The sequence below is a fragment of the Alistipes shahii WAL 8301 genome (assembly GCF_025145845.1).
In the GTDB taxonomy this organism is placed as follows: Bacteria; Bacteroidota; Bacteroidia; order Bacteroidales; family Rikenellaceae; genus Alistipes; species Alistipes shahii.
In genome coordinates this window covers 1,523,222-1,537,884 of record NZ_CP102253.1, presented here as the reverse complement: position 1 = coordinate 1,537,884, position 14,663 = coordinate 1,523,222, and the positions used below count along the sequence as shown (strand labels likewise).

The 14,663-nt window shown below is 56.0% G+C and carries 24 protein-coding genes; all 24 read left to right on the top strand.

Translation table 11 applies throughout. The features are described 5' to 3' along the window. Positions 1 to 3: 3 nt before the first annotated feature. The 24 genes from rpsG to secY all read left to right on the top strand — a co-directional run bounded on the left by rpsG (position 4) and on the right by secY (position 14,658). Positions 4 to 480, top strand: coding sequence for a 30S ribosomal protein S7 (rpsG, locus tag NQ492_RS06720; RefSeq protein WP_015547046.1), 477 nt, complete (start codon positions 4 to 6; stop codon positions 478 to 480). Between the two features lie 16 nt (positions 481 to 496). Then, entirely contained in the window at positions 497 to 2,611 is a 2,115-nt protein-coding gene (fusA, locus tag NQ492_RS06715; RefSeq protein WP_044054305.1) for an elongation factor G, read from the top strand. A 9-nt stretch (positions 2,612 to 2,620) separates the two neighbouring features. Then, positions 2,621 to 2,926: a 30S ribosomal protein S10 gene (rpsJ, locus tag NQ492_RS06710; protein WP_004329464.1), complete on the top strand. Its 306-nt coding sequence runs from the start codon at positions 2,621 to 2,623 to the stop codon at positions 2,924 to 2,926. A gap of 346 nt (positions 2,927 to 3,272) precedes the next feature. After that, positions 3,273 to 3,887 carry a 50S ribosomal protein L3 gene (gene rplC, locus NQ492_RS06705; RefSeq protein WP_044054309.1) on the top strand — a complete coding sequence of 205 codons (615 nt, stop codon included), beginning with the start codon at positions 3,273 to 3,275 and terminating at the stop codon, positions 3,885 to 3,887. Position 3,888: 1 nt separating this feature from the next. Continuing rightward, positions 3,889 to 4,515: a 50S ribosomal protein L4 gene (gene rplD / locus NQ492_RS06700; protein WP_044054311.1), complete on the top strand. Its 627-nt coding sequence runs from the start codon at positions 3,889 to 3,891 to the stop codon at positions 4,513 to 4,515. A gap of 14 nt (positions 4,516 to 4,529) precedes the next feature. Then, entirely contained in the window at positions 4,530 to 4,820 is a 291-nt protein-coding gene (gene rplW, locus NQ492_RS06695; RefSeq protein ID WP_015547048.1) for a 50S ribosomal protein L23, read from the top strand. Between the two features lie 5 nt (positions 4,821 to 4,825). Next, complete coding sequence (gene rplB, locus NQ492_RS06690; protein ID WP_015547049.1) at positions 4,826 to 5,650, top strand: 50S ribosomal protein L2; 825 nt, start codon at positions 4,826 to 4,828, stop codon at positions 5,648 to 5,650. 17 nt (positions 5,651 to 5,667) lie between these two features. Continuing rightward, on the top strand, positions 5,668 to 5,937 hold the full coding sequence (gene rpsS, locus NQ492_RS06685; protein ID WP_015547050.1) for a 30S ribosomal protein S19: 270 nt from the start codon (positions 5,668 to 5,670) through the stop codon (positions 5,935 to 5,937). A 7-nt stretch (positions 5,938 to 5,944) separates the two neighbouring features. Continuing rightward, positions 5,945 to 6,355, top strand: coding sequence for a 50S ribosomal protein L22 (gene rplV, locus NQ492_RS06680; RefSeq protein WP_044054314.1), 411 nt, complete (start codon positions 5,945 to 5,947; stop codon positions 6,353 to 6,355). A gap of 4 nt (positions 6,356 to 6,359) precedes the next feature. Next, complete coding sequence (gene rpsC / locus NQ492_RS06675; RefSeq protein WP_015547052.1) at positions 6,360 to 7,148, top strand: 30S ribosomal protein S3; 789 nt, start codon at positions 6,360 to 6,362, stop codon at positions 7,146 to 7,148. A 27-nt stretch (positions 7,149 to 7,175) separates the two neighbouring features. Then, positions 7,176 to 7,604 carry a 50S ribosomal protein L16 gene (gene rplP / locus NQ492_RS06670; RefSeq protein WP_015547053.1) on the top strand — a complete coding sequence of 143 codons (429 nt, stop codon included), beginning with the start codon at positions 7,176 to 7,178 and terminating at the stop codon, positions 7,602 to 7,604. A gap of 12 nt (positions 7,605 to 7,616) precedes the next feature. After that, entirely contained in the window at positions 7,617 to 7,808 is a 192-nt protein-coding gene (rpmC, locus tag NQ492_RS06665) for a 50S ribosomal protein L29 (RefSeq protein WP_015547054.1), read from the top strand. 11 nt (positions 7,809 to 7,819) lie between these two features. Further along, a complete protein-coding gene (gene rpsQ / locus NQ492_RS06660) occupies positions 7,820 to 8,074 on the top strand; it encodes a 30S ribosomal protein S17 (RefSeq protein WP_015547055.1) in 255 nt (84 codons plus the stop codon). A gap of 2 nt (positions 8,075 to 8,076) precedes the next feature. Further along, on the top strand, positions 8,077 to 8,442 hold the full coding sequence (gene rplN, locus NQ492_RS06655; RefSeq protein WP_015547056.1) for a 50S ribosomal protein L14: 366 nt from the start codon (positions 8,077 to 8,079) through the stop codon (positions 8,440 to 8,442). A gap of 20 nt (positions 8,443 to 8,462) precedes the next feature. Beyond that, entirely contained in the window at positions 8,463 to 8,783 is a 321-nt protein-coding gene (gene rplX, locus NQ492_RS06650) for a 50S ribosomal protein L24 (RefSeq protein ID WP_015547057.1), read from the top strand. Then, complete coding sequence (gene rplE, locus NQ492_RS06645) at positions 8,783 to 9,343, top strand: 50S ribosomal protein L5 (RefSeq protein WP_044054316.1); 561 nt, start codon at positions 8,783 to 8,785, stop codon at positions 9,341 to 9,343. The genes rplX and rplE overlap by 1 nt, the downstream gene beginning before the upstream one ends. Positions 9,344 to 9,346: 3 nt before the next feature. Then, the gene (gene rpsN, locus NQ492_RS06640; protein ID WP_044054318.1) at positions 9,347 to 9,643 is read left to right on the top strand and encodes a 30S ribosomal protein S14; all 297 of its coding nucleotides are present in this window, start codon (positions 9,347 to 9,349) and stop codon (positions 9,641 to 9,643) included. A 962-nt stretch (positions 9,644 to 10,605) separates the two neighbouring features. Then, positions 10,606 to 11,004 (top strand): 30S ribosomal protein S8, encoded by a 399-nt coding sequence (gene rpsH, locus NQ492_RS06635; RefSeq protein WP_044054319.1) that lies wholly within the window; start codon positions 10,606 to 10,608, stop codon positions 11,002 to 11,004. A 25-nt stretch (positions 11,005 to 11,029) separates the two neighbouring features. Beyond that, positions 11,030 to 11,617 (top strand): 50S ribosomal protein L6, encoded by a 588-nt coding sequence (gene rplF, locus NQ492_RS06630; protein ID WP_044054321.1) that lies wholly within the window; start codon positions 11,030 to 11,032, stop codon positions 11,615 to 11,617. Positions 11,618 to 11,633: 16 nt separating this feature from the next. Then, complete coding sequence (gene rplR, locus NQ492_RS06625; protein ID WP_044054323.1) at positions 11,634 to 11,996, top strand: 50S ribosomal protein L18; 363 nt, start codon at positions 11,634 to 11,636, stop codon at positions 11,994 to 11,996. Between the two features lie 6 nt (positions 11,997 to 12,002). After that, positions 12,003 to 12,521 (top strand): 30S ribosomal protein S5, encoded by a 519-nt coding sequence (gene rpsE / locus NQ492_RS06620; RefSeq protein ID WP_015547063.1) that lies wholly within the window; start codon positions 12,003 to 12,005, stop codon positions 12,519 to 12,521. Between the two features lie 14 nt (positions 12,522 to 12,535). Beyond that, on the top strand, positions 12,536 to 12,787 hold the full coding sequence (gene rpmD, locus NQ492_RS06615; RefSeq protein WP_022061021.1) for a 50S ribosomal protein L30: 252 nt from the start codon (positions 12,536 to 12,538) through the stop codon (positions 12,785 to 12,787). Positions 12,788 to 12,812: 25 nt separating this feature from the next. Next, entirely contained in the window at positions 12,813 to 13,259 is a 447-nt protein-coding gene (rplO, locus tag NQ492_RS06610; protein WP_015547064.1) for a 50S ribosomal protein L15, read from the top strand. Between the two features lie 22 nt (positions 13,260 to 13,281). Then, entirely contained in the window at positions 13,282 to 14,658 is a 1,377-nt protein-coding gene (secY, locus tag NQ492_RS06605) for a preprotein translocase subunit SecY (RefSeq protein WP_044054326.1), read from the top strand. Positions 14,659 to 14,663: the final 5 nt, after the last annotated feature.

Sequence of the window (14,663 nt, the reverse complement as noted above, 5' to 3'; positions counted from 1 at the left end):
GCAATGAGAAAAGCTAAGCCAAAAAAGCGAATTCTACTTCCGGATCCGAAGTTCGGAGACGTGGCTGTGACCCGTTTCGTGAACAACCTTATGCTGGATGGTAAGAAGAGTATTGCCTACACGATTTTCTACGACTCGCTCGAAATCGTCGGCAAGAAGATGAAGGATGCTGATAAATCTCCGCTGGAAGTCTGGAAACAGGCTCTGGAGAACATCACACCCCAAGTCGAAGTGAAATCGAAGCGTATCGGAGGTGCGACGTTCCAGGTTCCTATGGAGGTTCGTCCGGAGCGCAAGATTTCTATTTCCATGAAAAACCTTGTCCTCTATTCCCGCAAGCGCGCCGGCAAGACGATGGCAGACAAGCTTTCAGCAGAGATACTGGATGCCTACAACCAGCAGGGCGCAGCCTTCAAGCGTAAGGAGGAGATGCACCGCATGGCCGAGGCCAACAAGGCATTCGCACACTTTAGATTCTAATAAGGAGACCGAACAGATGGCAACCAGAGATTTAAAATATACTCGCAATATCGGTATCATGGCTCACATCGATGCCGGTAAAACCACCACGTCGGAGCGAATCCTTTTCTACACGGGCAAAACCCACAAGATCGGTGAAACGCACGAAGGCGCTGCCGTCATGGACTGGATGGTTCAGGAGCAGGAGCGCGGCATCACGATCACCTCGGCTGCAACGACCGCTTTCTGGAACTACATGGGCAACCAGTACCAGATCAATCTGATCGACACCCCGGGACACGTCGACTTCACGGTCGAGGTGGAGCGTTCGCTGCGCGTGCTGGACGGCGCTATCGCCACGTTCTGCGCCGTAGGCGGCGTGGAGCCGCAGTCGGAGACCGTATGGCGTCAGGCCGACAAGTACAACGTGCCCCGTCTGGGTTACGTCAACAAGATGGACCGCACGGGCGCCGACTTCCTGTCGGTGTGCGCACAGATCAAGGAGCACTTCGGAGCTACGGCCCTTCCGGTCGTTCTGCCTATCGGCGCCGAGGACAAGTTCGAAGGTCTGGTAGACCTTATATATAATAACGCTATCTATTATTACGACGACAAGACCGTCCGCGACAACTTCGAGCTGAAGGAGATTCCCGAGTCGATGAAGGCCGAGGCCGCCGAGTGGCGCGGCAAGCTCATCGAGGAGGTGGCTTCCACCGACGATGCGCTGATGGAGAAGTTCTTCGAGGACCCCGATTCGATCACCGCCGACGAGCTGCTCGCAGCGATCCGCAAGGCGACGATCTCGATGCAGATCGTCCCGATGCTCTGCGGTTCGTCGTTCCACAACAAGGGCGTGCAGAAACTGCTCGACTACGTGATGGCTTTCCTGCCCTCGCCGCTCGACCTGCCCCCCGTTACGGGCATGAACCCCAAAACCGAGCAGGAAGAGGTTCGCCACGCTTCGGAGAGCGATCCGTTCTGCGGTCTGGCGTTCAAGATCGCTACCGACCCGTTCGTAGGCCGTCTGGCTTTCGTGCGCGTATACTCGGGTAAGCTCGATGCCGGTTCCTACATCCTGGACACCCGCAGCGGCAAGCGCGAGCGTATCAGCCGCATCTACCAGATGCACGCCAACAAGCAGAACCCGATGGAGACCGTCGGCGCCGGCGACATCTGCGCGGCCGTAGGTTTCAAGGAGATCCGCACGGGCGACACGCTCTGCGCCGAGAACGCACCCATCGTGCTGGAGCAGATGACCTTCCCCGAGCCGGTGATCGGTCTGGCCGTGGAGCCGAAGACCCAGAAGGACCTCGACAAGCTCGGCATCGCCCTGGGCAAGCTGGCTGAAGAGGACCCCACCTTCACGGTGCACACCGACGAGGATTCGGGTCAGACGGTGATCAGCGGCATGGGCGAGCTTCACCTCGACATCATCGTGGACCGTCTGCGCCGCGAGTTCGGTGTGGAGATCAACCAGGGCGCTCCCCAGGTGAACTACAAGGAGTCGCTCACCAAGACGGTTCAGCACCGCGAGGTCTTCAAGAAGCAGACCGGCGGTCGCGGTAAGTTTGCCGACATCATCTTCGAGATCGGTCCCGCCGACGACGGCGCCATGGGCCTTACGTTCGTAGACCAGGTCAAGGGCGGTAACATTCCCAAGGAGTTTATCCCCGCAGTGCAGAAGGGCTTCGCTTCGGCGATGGCGAACGGTGCGCTGGCCGGCTACAAGATGGACTCGATGAAGATCACGCTGCTCGACGGTTCGTTCCACCCCGTGGACTCCGACCAGCTGTCGTTCGAGATCGCAGCCCGCAACGGTTACCGCGCAGCGGCTCCCAAGGCCGGTTCGGTGATTATGGAGCCTATTATGAACGTGGAGGTCGTGACCCCCGAGGAGAACATGGGCGACATCATCGGCGACCTGAACAAGCGTCGCGGACAGGTTACCGGCATGGAGTCGAAAGGCACCGCCCGCGTGGTGAAGGCCAAGGTTCCCCTGTCGGAGATGTTCGGCTATGTGACCGTACTGCGTACGATTTCGTCGGGCCGCGCAACCTCGTCCATGGAGTTCTCGCACTTCGAGGAGGTCCCTGCCAACCTGGCCAAGGAGATCATCGAGAAAGCGAGTGGTAAACGTAAGGATATAGAATAAGCAAACAATATGAACCAGAAGATTAGAATCAAGTTAAAGTCATTCGATCACAATCTCGTGGACAAGTCGGCCGAGAAGATTGTGAAGACTGTGAAGAGCACGGGCGCCGTCGTGAGCGGCCCGGTGCCCCTTCCCACGCACAAGCAGATTTTTACGGTCAACCGCTCGACTTTCGTCAACAAGAAAGCCCGCGAGCAGTTCCAGCTCTGCACCTTCAAGCGTATCCTCGACATCTACTCGTCGACGCCCAAAACGATCGACGCGCTGATGAAACTGGAGCTTCCCTCGGGTGTGGAGGTAGAGATCAAGGTGTGATCGGACAGGATGTCTGCCGGTTTTCCGAGCTGTAACCCGGGTTTCTTCGAAAGAAGGAACCGGGGGCGGGTCGGCTCGGCGAGCGTTGCCCCGGGCAGGGGAACGGGAGCGGGGCAGGACGACGGGAACCGGAGGTGATTGATTATATATAGTGTACCAACCGTGCGGAGCGCACGCCATCTCCCTCCCCGAGGGAAGACCGGGATGGAGCCGGATTTGTCAATGGCGCCGCAGGCGGCAATGGCGGCTGAAAGCGACCGGTACATCGAAATATATGATAACCAGACGGCAAGACAAAAAACGTTACATCACTTTATTACTATTTATAACAAACAATTGACAACAAATGTCAGGACTTATTGGAAAGAAAATCGGAATGACTTCCGTTTACAGTGCCGAGGGTAAGAACATACCATGCACTGTCATTGAGGCTGGACCGTGCGTTGTTACGCAAATCAAGACCGTCGAGAAGGATACCTACGAGGCGGTTCAGATTGCCTATGACGAGACGAGTGAAAAGCACGCCACCAGCAGTTTGTTAGGTCACTTCAAGAAAGCCGGCACGACTCCGAAACGCAAACTTGCGGAATTCAAGGACATGCCTGAAGTGAATCTCGGCGACACGCTGACCGTAGAACTCTTCTCGGAAGAGGACTGGGTGGACGTGACCGGGATCTCGAAAGGAAAAGGCTTCCAGGGCGTAGTGAAGCGTCACGGCTTCGGCGGCGTCGGCGGCCAGACCCACGGCCAGCACAACCGTGCGCGCAAGCCGGGTTCGCTGGGCGCGTCGTCCTATCCCTCGCGCGTCTTCAAGGGCAAACGTCTGCCCGGCCAGATGGGCGGCGAGCAGGTCAAGGTTTTGAACCTGCGTGTATTGAAAGTAATCCCCGAGAGCAACCTCATCCTCGTGAAAGGTTCGATTCCGGGAGCAAAAGGTGCTTATTTAACGATTGAAAAATAGTATGGAATTAGCTGTATTAAACACACAAGGAAAAGAGACGGGTCGTAAGGTAGTCCTTTCGGACGCCGTCTTCGGCGTGGAGGCTAATGACCACGCTATTTACCTCGACGTGAAGCAGTATCTCGCTGACCAGCGTCAGGGTACGCACAAGTCGAAGCAGCGCAACGAAGTTGCCGGCTCGACGCGCAAACTCAAGCGTCAGAAAGGCACCGGCGGCGCCCGTGCGGGCAGCATCAAGTCGCCCCTGTTCCCGGGAGGCGGCCGCATCTTCGGTCCCCAGCCCCGCGATTACAGCTTCAAGCTCAACAAGAAGCTCAAGCAGCTGGCCCGCCGCAGCGCGCTGACCTACAAGGCTCAGGCCGGCGCCATCAGCATCGTCGAGACGATGTCGCTGGAGGCTCCCAAGACCAAGTCGGTCGTGGCTCTGGCCGAGGCGCTCAAGGTCGACGACAAGAAGGTGCTGCTGGTTCTCCCCGAATCGAACGTCAACCTGCAGCTGTCGTGCCGCAACCTTCCCTATGTGAAGCCCGTGCTGGCTCAGAACGTCTGCACCTACGACGTGATGAACGCATCGGCCATCGTGATGGTGGAAGGCGCCGAGAATGTATTGAATACGATGTTAGCTTAAAAACGCAAGTTACAATGGACATTATTATTAAGCCGGTTTTGACCGAGAAAATGACGATTCAGGGCGAAAAGTTGAATCGCTACGGTTTTATCGTTGACGTGAGGGCTAACAAGCTGCAGATTCGCAATGCCGTAGAGCAGATGTACAACGTCGTCGTTACGGACGTGAACACCGTGAACTACATGGGCAAACTCAAGAGCCGCTACACCAAGGCGGGCCTCTTGGAGGGTCGCGCCAATAACTTCAAGAAGGCGATCGTCACCTTGAAGGATGGAGACAAGATCGATTTTTACAGTAATATCTAACGAAGATGGCAGTAAGAAAATTTAAACCTGTAACCGCAGGTACGAGACATAAGATTATCGGCACGTTCGACGAGATCACGACGTCGAAACCGGAGAAATCGCTGCTCAGCCCCAAGAAGAGCTCGGGTGGACGTAACAACGACGGCAAGATGACGGTCCGCTACATCGGCGGCGGTCACAAGCAGATGTATCGTAACGTCGACTTCAAACGCTCGAAGGACGGCATCGCCGCAACTGTAAAAACGATCGAGTACGACCCCAATCGTACCGCGCGCATCGCACTCCTGGTATACGCCGACGGTGAGAAGAGCTACATCATCGCACCCAACGGACTCCAGGTGGGCCAGACCGTCATGAGCGGCGCAGGCGTCGCTCCCGAGGTCGGAAACACGCTCTTCCTGAGCGAGATTCCCCTGGGTACGGTCGTCCACAACATTGAACTCTACCCCGGTCAGGGGGCCGCTATGGCCCGTTCGGCCGGTTCCTACGCCCAGCTGCTGGCTCGTGAAGGCAAATTCGCCGTCATCAAGCTGCCTTCGGGCGAGACTCGTATGGTACTCGTAACTTGCCGCGCTACGGTGGGTGTCGTGTCGAACGTCGACCACAGCCTCGAAAGCTCGGGCAAGGCAGGACGCGAGCGTTGGCTCGGCCGCCGTCCGCGCAACCGCGGTGTCGTCATGAACCCGGTGGATCACCCGATGGGTGGTGGCGAAGGCCGTGCGTCGGGTGGTCACCCGCGTTCGCGCAAGGGTCTGCTTGCCAAGGGTTATAAGACTCGTAACCCGAAGAAGACGACCTCGAAGTTTATTATTTCCAAGAAGAAAAAATAATTAAATAAGAGTACATAATGAGCCGTTCATTAAAAAAAGGACCGTTTATCGACCCCAAGCTCGAAGCGAAGATCGTCGCCCAGGCGGAAGGAAATAAAAAGTCGGTAATCAAGACATGGTCGCGAGCAAGTATGATCTCGCCTGACTTCGTAGGTCAGACGGTAGCTGTCCACAACGGAAACAAATTCATTCCGGTGTATGTAACAGAGAACATGGTAGGACACAAACTCGGCGAGTTTGCTCCCACCCGCAACTTCCGCGGTCACGCAGGTAACAAGAAAAAATAGGTAGAAAATGGGTGCAAGAAAAGCAAATAAAGCCGCACAGTTAAAGGCTGAAAAGAAGCAGAAGGCTATCGCCATTATGCGTGATTGCCCGACCTCTCCCCGCAAGATGCGCCTGGTGGCCGACATCATCCGCGGCGTGGAGATCAACAAGGCTCTGGGCATCCTTCGTTACTCGAAGAAGGAGGCGTCGATCCGTATGGAGAAGCTCCTCAAGTCGGCGATCGCCAACTGGGAGGCCAAGAACGAGTCGGAGCGTCTGGAGGATGTGAAACTCTGCGTGAAAGAGGTATTCGTCGACGGCGGTCGCATGCTGAAGCGTATTCAGGCTGCGCCCCAGGGTCGCGCACACCGGATCCGCAAGCGTTCGAACCACGTAACGATCGTAGTTGACAAAATGGTAACCGTAGAAAACAAGTAATCAGATGGGACAGAAAGTTAATCCGATAGCAAATCGTCTTGGTATCATCCGGGGTTGGGATTCCAACTGGTTCGGAGGCAAGGATTTCTCCGACAAACTCGTCGAGGACGCCAAGATCCGCAAGTATCTGAATGTCCGTCTGGCGAAGGCGTCGATCTCGAAGATCATCATCGAGCGCACGCTCAAACTGGTGACGGTTACGATTTCGACCGCCCGTCCGGGCATCATCATCGGCAAGGGCGGCCAGGAGGTCGACAAGCTGAAGGAGGAGCTGAAGAAGCTCACCGGCAAGGAGATCCAGATCAACATCTTCGAGGTGAAACGCCCCGAGGTGGACGCTGTCATCGTCGGCCAGAACATCGCCCGCCAGCTGGAGGGCCGCGTATCGTTCCGCCGCGCCGTGAAGACGGCCGTGGCTTCGACCATGCGCATGGGCGCCGAGGGTATCAAGATCCAGGTTGCCGGCCGTGTCGGCGGCGCCGAGATGGCCCGTACGGAGACGATCAAGGAGGGACGCATTCCGCTGCACACGTTCCGCGCAGACATCGACTACTGCCTCACGGAGGCCCTCACGAAAGTGGGTATCCTGGGCGTGAAGGTGTGGATCTGCCAGGGCATCGTATACGGCCAGCGCGACCTGTTCGAAATCGCAGGCGCTTCGGCGCAGGCACCTTCGGGCGACCGCGGTGAGCGCGGCGACCGTCGTGGCGGACGCGGTGACCGCGGAGACCGTCGCGGTGGAGACCGTCGCGGCGGACGTCGGGGCGGAGACCGTCGCAATAACAATCAGTAAGTAGGACCTTTTTAAAGCAGAACTAACATGTTACAGCCGAAAAAGACCAAATTTAGAAGAATGCAGAAAGGCCGTATGAAGGGTATCGCTCAAAGAGGTAACCAGCTTGCATACGGATCGTTCGCAATCAAGGCACTTGAATCGACCTGGATCACGGGTCGTCAGATAGAGGCGGCACGTCAGGCCATTACGCGTTACATGAAGCGTGAGGGACAGCTGTGGATCCGCATCTTCCCCGATAAACCCATCACGAAGAAGCCCGCCGAGGTACGTATGGGTAAGGGTAAGGGTAATCCCGAAGGCTTCGTGGCGCCTGTTACGCCCGGACGCATTCTCTTCGAGGCAGAGGGTGTGCCCCTGGCGGTTGCGCAGGAAGCGCTGCGTCTGGGCGCCCAGAAACTGCCCATCACCACCAAGTTTATCGTAAGACGTGACTACGTCGAAACCACAATTTAAGGGACACAGAACATGAAAAGTGCAGAAATCAAGGATATTTCGACAAAGGACCTGCAGGAGCGCATCGAGACCGAAAAGGCCCAGCTCGCGAAGCTGAAGGTGCAGCACGCGGTGTCCCCCGTCGAGAACCCGTCGATCATTAAGAAGAACCGCAGAGATATAGCTCGCATGCTGACCGTTCTGCGTCAAAAAAACGCTAAATAACGAGAACAACTATGGAAAGAAATCTTAGAAAAGAGCGTATCGGTGTGGTTGTCAGCAACAAGATGGAGAAAACCATTGTGGTTGCAGTAGCACGTAAGGTGAAGCATCCTATCTACGGTAAGTTCGTGAACAAGACGACCAAGTTCGTGGCCGAGTCGCTCGACGAGACCTGCAGGGAGGGCGATACCGTACGCATCATGGAAACCCGCCCGCTGAGCAAAACGAAGCGTTGGAGATTAGTACAAATCATTGAAAGAGCTAAGTAGTTATGATACAACAGGAAAGTAGACTCATTGTAGCTGATAACAGCGGTGCGAAGGAGGTCCTCTGCATCCGGGTGCTCGGCGGCACGAAGCGTCGCTATGCATCCATCGGCGATAAGATCGTCGTGGCTGTCAAGAGCGCGGCTCCCTCGGGCGATGTCAAGAAGGGCGCCGTGTCGAAAGCCGTAGTCGTGAGAACCACGAAGGAAATCAGACGTGCCAACGGTTCGTACATTCGTTTCGACGACAACGCCGTGGTGCTGCTTAACAACCAGGGTGAAATGCGCGGTACTCGTATATTCGGCCCCGTAGCTCGCGAGCTGCGCGACCAGTATATGAAGATTATCTCCCTCGCACCCGAAGTATTGTAATCATAAAAACTATTTCGGATATGTCAAAATTACATATTAAGAAAGGGGATCAGGTTCAGGTTATCGCCGGTGACAGCAAAGGCCAGACGGGCAAAGTCCTGAAGGTCGAGGTTTCGAAGCAGCGCGCCATCGTCGAAGGTGTGAACCTCTGCAAGAAGGCCACGAAGCCCAATGCGCAGAACCCCCAGGGAGGCATCGTCGAGAAAGAGGCTCCGATTCACATTTCGAACCTCATGCTCATCGACCCCAAGTCGGGCAAACCCTCCAAGGTCGGCCGCAAGACGGATGCAAAAGGTAAATTAGTTCGTTTCGCTAAAAAGTCAGGGGAGGAGATCAAATAATGGCATACGTACCTACACTCAAGACAAAATATAAGGAGCAGATCAAATCTGTCCTTATGAAGGAGTTCGGTTACACGAGCATTATGCAGTGCCCGAAGCTCACGAAGATCGTAATCAACCAGGGTATGGGCCAGGCTGTCGCCGATAAGAAACTCATCGACGTGGCCGAAGCCGAACTGACGCAGATCACCGGTCAGAAGGCCGTTCAGACCCGCTCGCGCAAGGACATTTCGAACTTCAAGCTGCGTAAGGGCATGCCGATCGGCGTGCGCGTGACGCTGCGCGACACGAAGATGTACGAGTTTCTGGAGCGTCTGATCGCTGTCGCTCTTCCCCGAATCCGGGATTTCAAGGGTATCAACGAGAAGTTCGACGGCCAGGGCAACTACACCCTGGGCATCACCGAGCAGATCATCTTCCCGGAGATCGACATCGACAAGATCACCAAGATCTTCGGCATGGAGATCACGTTCGTAACGACGGCCAAAACTGACGAGGAGGCTTACGCCCTGCTCCGCGAGTTCGGTCTTCCTTTCAAAAACGCTAAAAAGAATCAATAAGCTATGGCAAAAGAATCTATGAAGGCCCGCGAGGTGAAGCGTGCGAAACTCGCAAACCGCTATGCTCACAAGCGCGAGGAGATCGCTGCCAAGGTGAAGAGCGGTGAGATGGATCACGAAGAGGCATGGCAGGCGCTTGCGAAGCTGCCCCGCAACTCGAATCCCATCCGCCAGCACAATCGCTGCAAGATCACGGGGCGTCCCAAGGGCTACATTCGCCTGTTCGGCATCAGCCGTATCCAGTTCCGCGAAATGGCCTCGAAGGGGCTGATCCCGGGCGTTACGAAAGCCAGCTGGTAGCAGCCGCAGGTGCGGGGAGGGGCGAGCGTGCGACCGCCTGAAACCCGCAGATCCTGCGATTCTGAATAAAAGTTCCGTTTTCCGGAAGGTGAGGAGCCTGTGGAGAGCGAGTCTCTCGGAAGGAAACGGGGCCGATAGGGGTGTTCAGCCCGTGTAGATACGTCACAGTGTCGGGGAAAGTGCCGCCGCAAGCGGTAACTTCCCGATATGTGGGGCGTAACGAGGGGTTGGGCGCTTGGTTACAAATTTCTCGGACCAGGGGCCGGAAGGTTGATGCCGTGGCTGCGTGAGCGGAGGGCGGATGCCGGAAGGTTTAGCCGAAGGGACAATGCGGAAGTTGTGCAACGCGGCGGAAGCGAAGACTTTCAGGCTGCCGGAACGGAGGGACGAAACGGGGCTGCGTGGCGGTCCGTGTGGCGTTCCGAAGGGCGGGAATCGGGACCAGGGTGCGGCGAATGCCGTGCCGGAGGAACCGAAAGACTGTCGCCGAAAGGGAATTTTGTGCGGATACATGTTAGCAACATCGGGTGCTAACATTGTCTGCGTTCCGGAGGCAGGGCTAAAATCGCTAAAAATCAGGCGATAACTTGGCTGTTTGGGAAATAATGCGTATATTTGCGCGCTTTAGGCCCTCGCGTGCGTAGGCGAACGAGGGGGCAAAACAAGGGCCGGAAGGGTTTGGTGAATAGCTATATCTCTGAAAGCCAAAGAAATAAACAAAAAAGGGTTGTTTGAAGATAGGTATTGCAGTTAGGTAAAAAACACGTTGAATTTATTCGACGTATTCGGAAACCTCGGGACCTTGCTATAAAGTCCCCTCCGAGGAGGGGATTTAGGGGAGGGTCAGATTTGTAAACGCCGCCAGCGGCGGCGATAACGACGATTCGGAATGCGGAAACTGCAAAAACTATTAGAGCGCCCGAAAACAAACATTCATTACTAATTTTTAACTTCTATTCGTTATGACTGATCCTATTGCGGACTTTCTGACCAGAATTAGAAACGCGGTGAAAGCCAACCACAAAGTGGTTGAAGCTCCCGGTTCAAAAATTAAGCAGGAGATGACCAAGATCCTCTATGAGCAGGGTTATATTCTCGCTTACAAATTCGACAAGGACGAGAAAGGTCATCCGTCGATCAAAATCGCTCTGAAGTGGGACCCCGCCACCAAGACCAACGCCATCAAGGACCTCAAGCGCGTAAGCCGCCCGGGTCTGCGCCGCTATGCGTCGGTTTCGGACATGCCCCGCGTTTTGAACGGCCTGGGCATCGCCATCGTTTCCACGTCGAAAGGCATCATGACCGACGCCAAGGCCCGTCAGGAGAACGTGGGCGGCGAGGTGCTGTGCTATATCTACTAATCGCAAATCATTAAAGAACAACACAATGTCAAGAATTGGTAAATTACCTGTAAACCTGCCGGCCGGCGTTACCGTGGAGGTAGCTGCCGACAACACGGTAAGCGTGAAAGGGCCACTCGGGACGCTGAGCCAGAAAGTTGACTCGGACATTAAGGTAGAGGTCGGCACGCACACGGACGTTCATACGGGCAAGGAAGTTCCCGCCGTTCTGGTGACCCGTCCCACCAACCAGCCCCGCCACCGTTCGCTGCACGGGCTGTACCGCGCGCTGATCAACAACATGGTTGTCGGCGTGTCGAAAGGCTATGAAATCAAACAGGAACTCGTCGGCGTCGGCTTCAAGGCCGAGGTCAAGGGCCAGGTGCTCGAAATGAGCCTCGGCTACTCGCACGACACGCATTTCCTGCTGCCCAAGGAGGTGACCGCCACGGCCGTTACCGAGAAAAAGGGCAACCCGATCGTAACCTTCAAGTCGATCGACAAGCAGCTCATCGGCCAGGTTGCCGCGAAGCTCCGTTCGCTGCGCAAGCCGGAGCCGTACAAGGGCAAGGGTATCAAGTTCGTCGGCGAGCAGATCCGTCGCAAGGCCGGTAAATCAGCAGGTGCTAAATAGTAAATAGTCTGAAGTTATGTCATTGAACAAGATAGAAAGAAGAGAGAGGATCAAGATGCGTATCCGCAAGATCGTGAGCGGAACGCCTTCACAGCCTCGCATGACTGTATATCGTAGCAACAAGCAGATCTACGTACAGTTTATCGACGACCTCGCAGGTGTTACCCTGGCTACGGCTTCCTCGCTGGACAAGGAGGTTGCGGAAGCAGCCGCCGGCAAGAACAAGTGCGAAGTCGCCGCCCTGGTAGGCAAGCTGGCCGCCGAGCGCGCCGTTGCCAAAGGCATCAGCGAAGTAGCCTTCGACCGCAACGGCTACCTGTATCACGGAAGAGTTAAACAGCTGGCCGAAGCAGCACGCGAAGGCGGACTTAAATTCTAAGCGATTATGTCAAATACCAACATAAAGAAAGTACGCACGAGCGATCTCGAACTCAAGGACCGTCTCGTCAGCATCCAGCGCGTTACCAAGGTTACGAAGGGTGGCCGCACGTTCAGTTTCTCGGCCATCGTCGTCGTCGGCAACGAAGACGGCGTCGTGGGCTACGGCCTGGGTAAGGCTTCGGAGGTTCAGTCGGCCATCGCCAAGGGCGTGGAGGACGCAAAGAAGAACCTGGTGAAGATTCCGGTTATCAACGGTACGATCCCCCACAAGCAGGAGTCGCGTTACAGCGGTTCGCTCGTGATGATTCGTCCGGCCGCTCCCGGTACGGGTGTCATCGCCGGCGGTGCCATGCGTGCCGTTCTGGAGTCGGTAGGCATCAAGAACGTGCTTGCCAAGAGCAAGGGCTCTTCGAATCCCCACAACCTGGTGAAAGCGACCATCGGCGCACTGTGCGAGCTGCGCGATGCCCACAGCATCGCCCGCGTGCGCGGTATCTCGATGGACAAGGTGTTTAACGGTTAATTCTCAAGAAGAACATGGCAAGATTGAAAATCACCCAGGTCAAAAGCCGCATCGGCTCCACGGAGCGTCAGTGCAAGAACCTTGACGCGCTGGGTCTGAAAAGGATCAACGCGAGCGTCGAGCACGACGACTCGGTGATCATAAAAGGTATGATTGCGCGCGTGAAGCACCTCGTGAAGGTCGAGGAAGTAGCCCCCGCCAAGAAGGCTGCCCCCAAGGCCAAGAAAGCCGAGGTCAAGGAGGAGGCTGCACAGGCCGCAGAATAAGTTTAACAGCTAACGGACTATAACAATGGAACTCAATAATCTCAAACCCGCAAAGGGTTCAACGCATCACGATAAACGGATCGGCCGCGGTGCAGGTTCGGGCCACGGCGGCACGGCCACCCGTGGACACAAGGGTGCACAGTCGCGTTCGGGTTACTCGCGCAAGCTCGGCTTCGAGGGTGGCCAGATGCCGCTGCAGCGTCGCCTCCCCAAGTTCGGTTTCACGAATCTGAAACGAGTTGAATTCAAGGCCATCAACCTCTCGACGCTCGAGGAGCTGGCAGCCAAGAAATCGCTCACGGAGGTTACGGTCGACACGCTCATCGCCGCAGGTTTCATCTCGTCGAACGACAAGGTGAAGATCCTGGGCAACGGCACGATTTCGAAGGCGCTCGCCGTCAAGGCGCATGCGTTCTCGAAGAGCGCCGAGGCGGCCATCACGGCAGCCGGGGGCAGCGTCGAAAAACTGTAAGCAACCTTAGAACCCAAAAATTATGAATCAGTATCTCGTTGTTGGTGTCGTCTTTTTGGTGGTAATCGCTCTTTTGGCGACCAACAAGAAATTGGTAGAAACGCTCAAGAATATCTACAAGATCGAGGAGCTTCGCAAGCGTGTCATTTACACGATCGGGCTTCTGCTGGTCTACCGCTTGGGTAGTTTCGTCGTGATTCCGGGCATCAACCCCAACGCCCTGGGCGAGGGTTCGGCGTATGCCAGCCAGCTGGAAGGCAACGGACTTCTGGGTCTGTTGGACGTCTTCTCCGGCGGTGCGTTCGGCAACGCCGCTATTTTCGCGCTCGGAGTCATGCCGTACATCACCGCCTCGATCATCATCCAGCTCATGGGTATGATGGTTCCGTATTTCCAGAAAATGCAGAAGGAGGGTGAGAGCGGCCGCCGCAAGATGAACCAGTGGACACGCTTCCTGACGATCGGCGTGCTGATCCTGCAAGGTCCGGCGTACATCGCCAACCTGTACCATCAGATGCCCACTGCGTTCGTTTACGGCAATTCGTTCGGCTTCGTTGCCTATGCGACGACGATCCTGATCGCCGGAACCATGTTCATCATGTGGCTGGGCGAGAAGATCACCGACAAGGGTATCGGTAACGGTATCTCGCTGATCATTATGATCGGTATCGTGGCACGTCTCCCGCACGCGCTGTTGGCCGAGGTCAACGCCCGCTTCCAGACTGCCTCGGGTAGCGCCATCATGCTGATCCTCGAGCTGGTGCTGCTGTTCCTTGTCTTCATGGCAACGATCGCTCTGGTACAGGCGGTCCGCAAGGTCCCTGTACAGTATGCAAAGCGTATCGTCGGTAACAAACAGTACGGCGGCGTACGTCAGTACATTCCGCTGAAGATGAATGCCGCGAATGTGATGCCTATCATCTTCGCGCAGGCTCTGATGTTTATTCCGGCGCTGTTCTCCGGTACGGCTTTCGCGGCTGCTTTCAGCTCGATGACCGGTTTCTGGTACAACTTCACGCTTGCAGTGCTGGTAATCGCCTTCACCTACTTCTACACGGCGATTATCATCAACCCTCAAATGATGGCCGATGACATGAAGCGAAACGGCGGATTTATCCCGGGAGTGAAACCGGGTAAGCAGACCGTGAACTACATCGACACCATCATGACGCGTATCACCCTTCCGGGTTCGTTCTTCCTGGCGATCGTGGCGATCCTGCCCGCGCTGGCGATGAAGTTCCTGGGCATCCAGCAGTCGTTCGCCTACTTCTACGGAGGTACGTCGCTGCTGATCATGGTCGGTGTGGTACTCGACACTCTGAAGCAGATCGAGAGCTACCTGCTGATGCGCCATTACGATGGTCTGATGAAGACCGGACGTATTCAGGGTCGTCATTAGGAGTT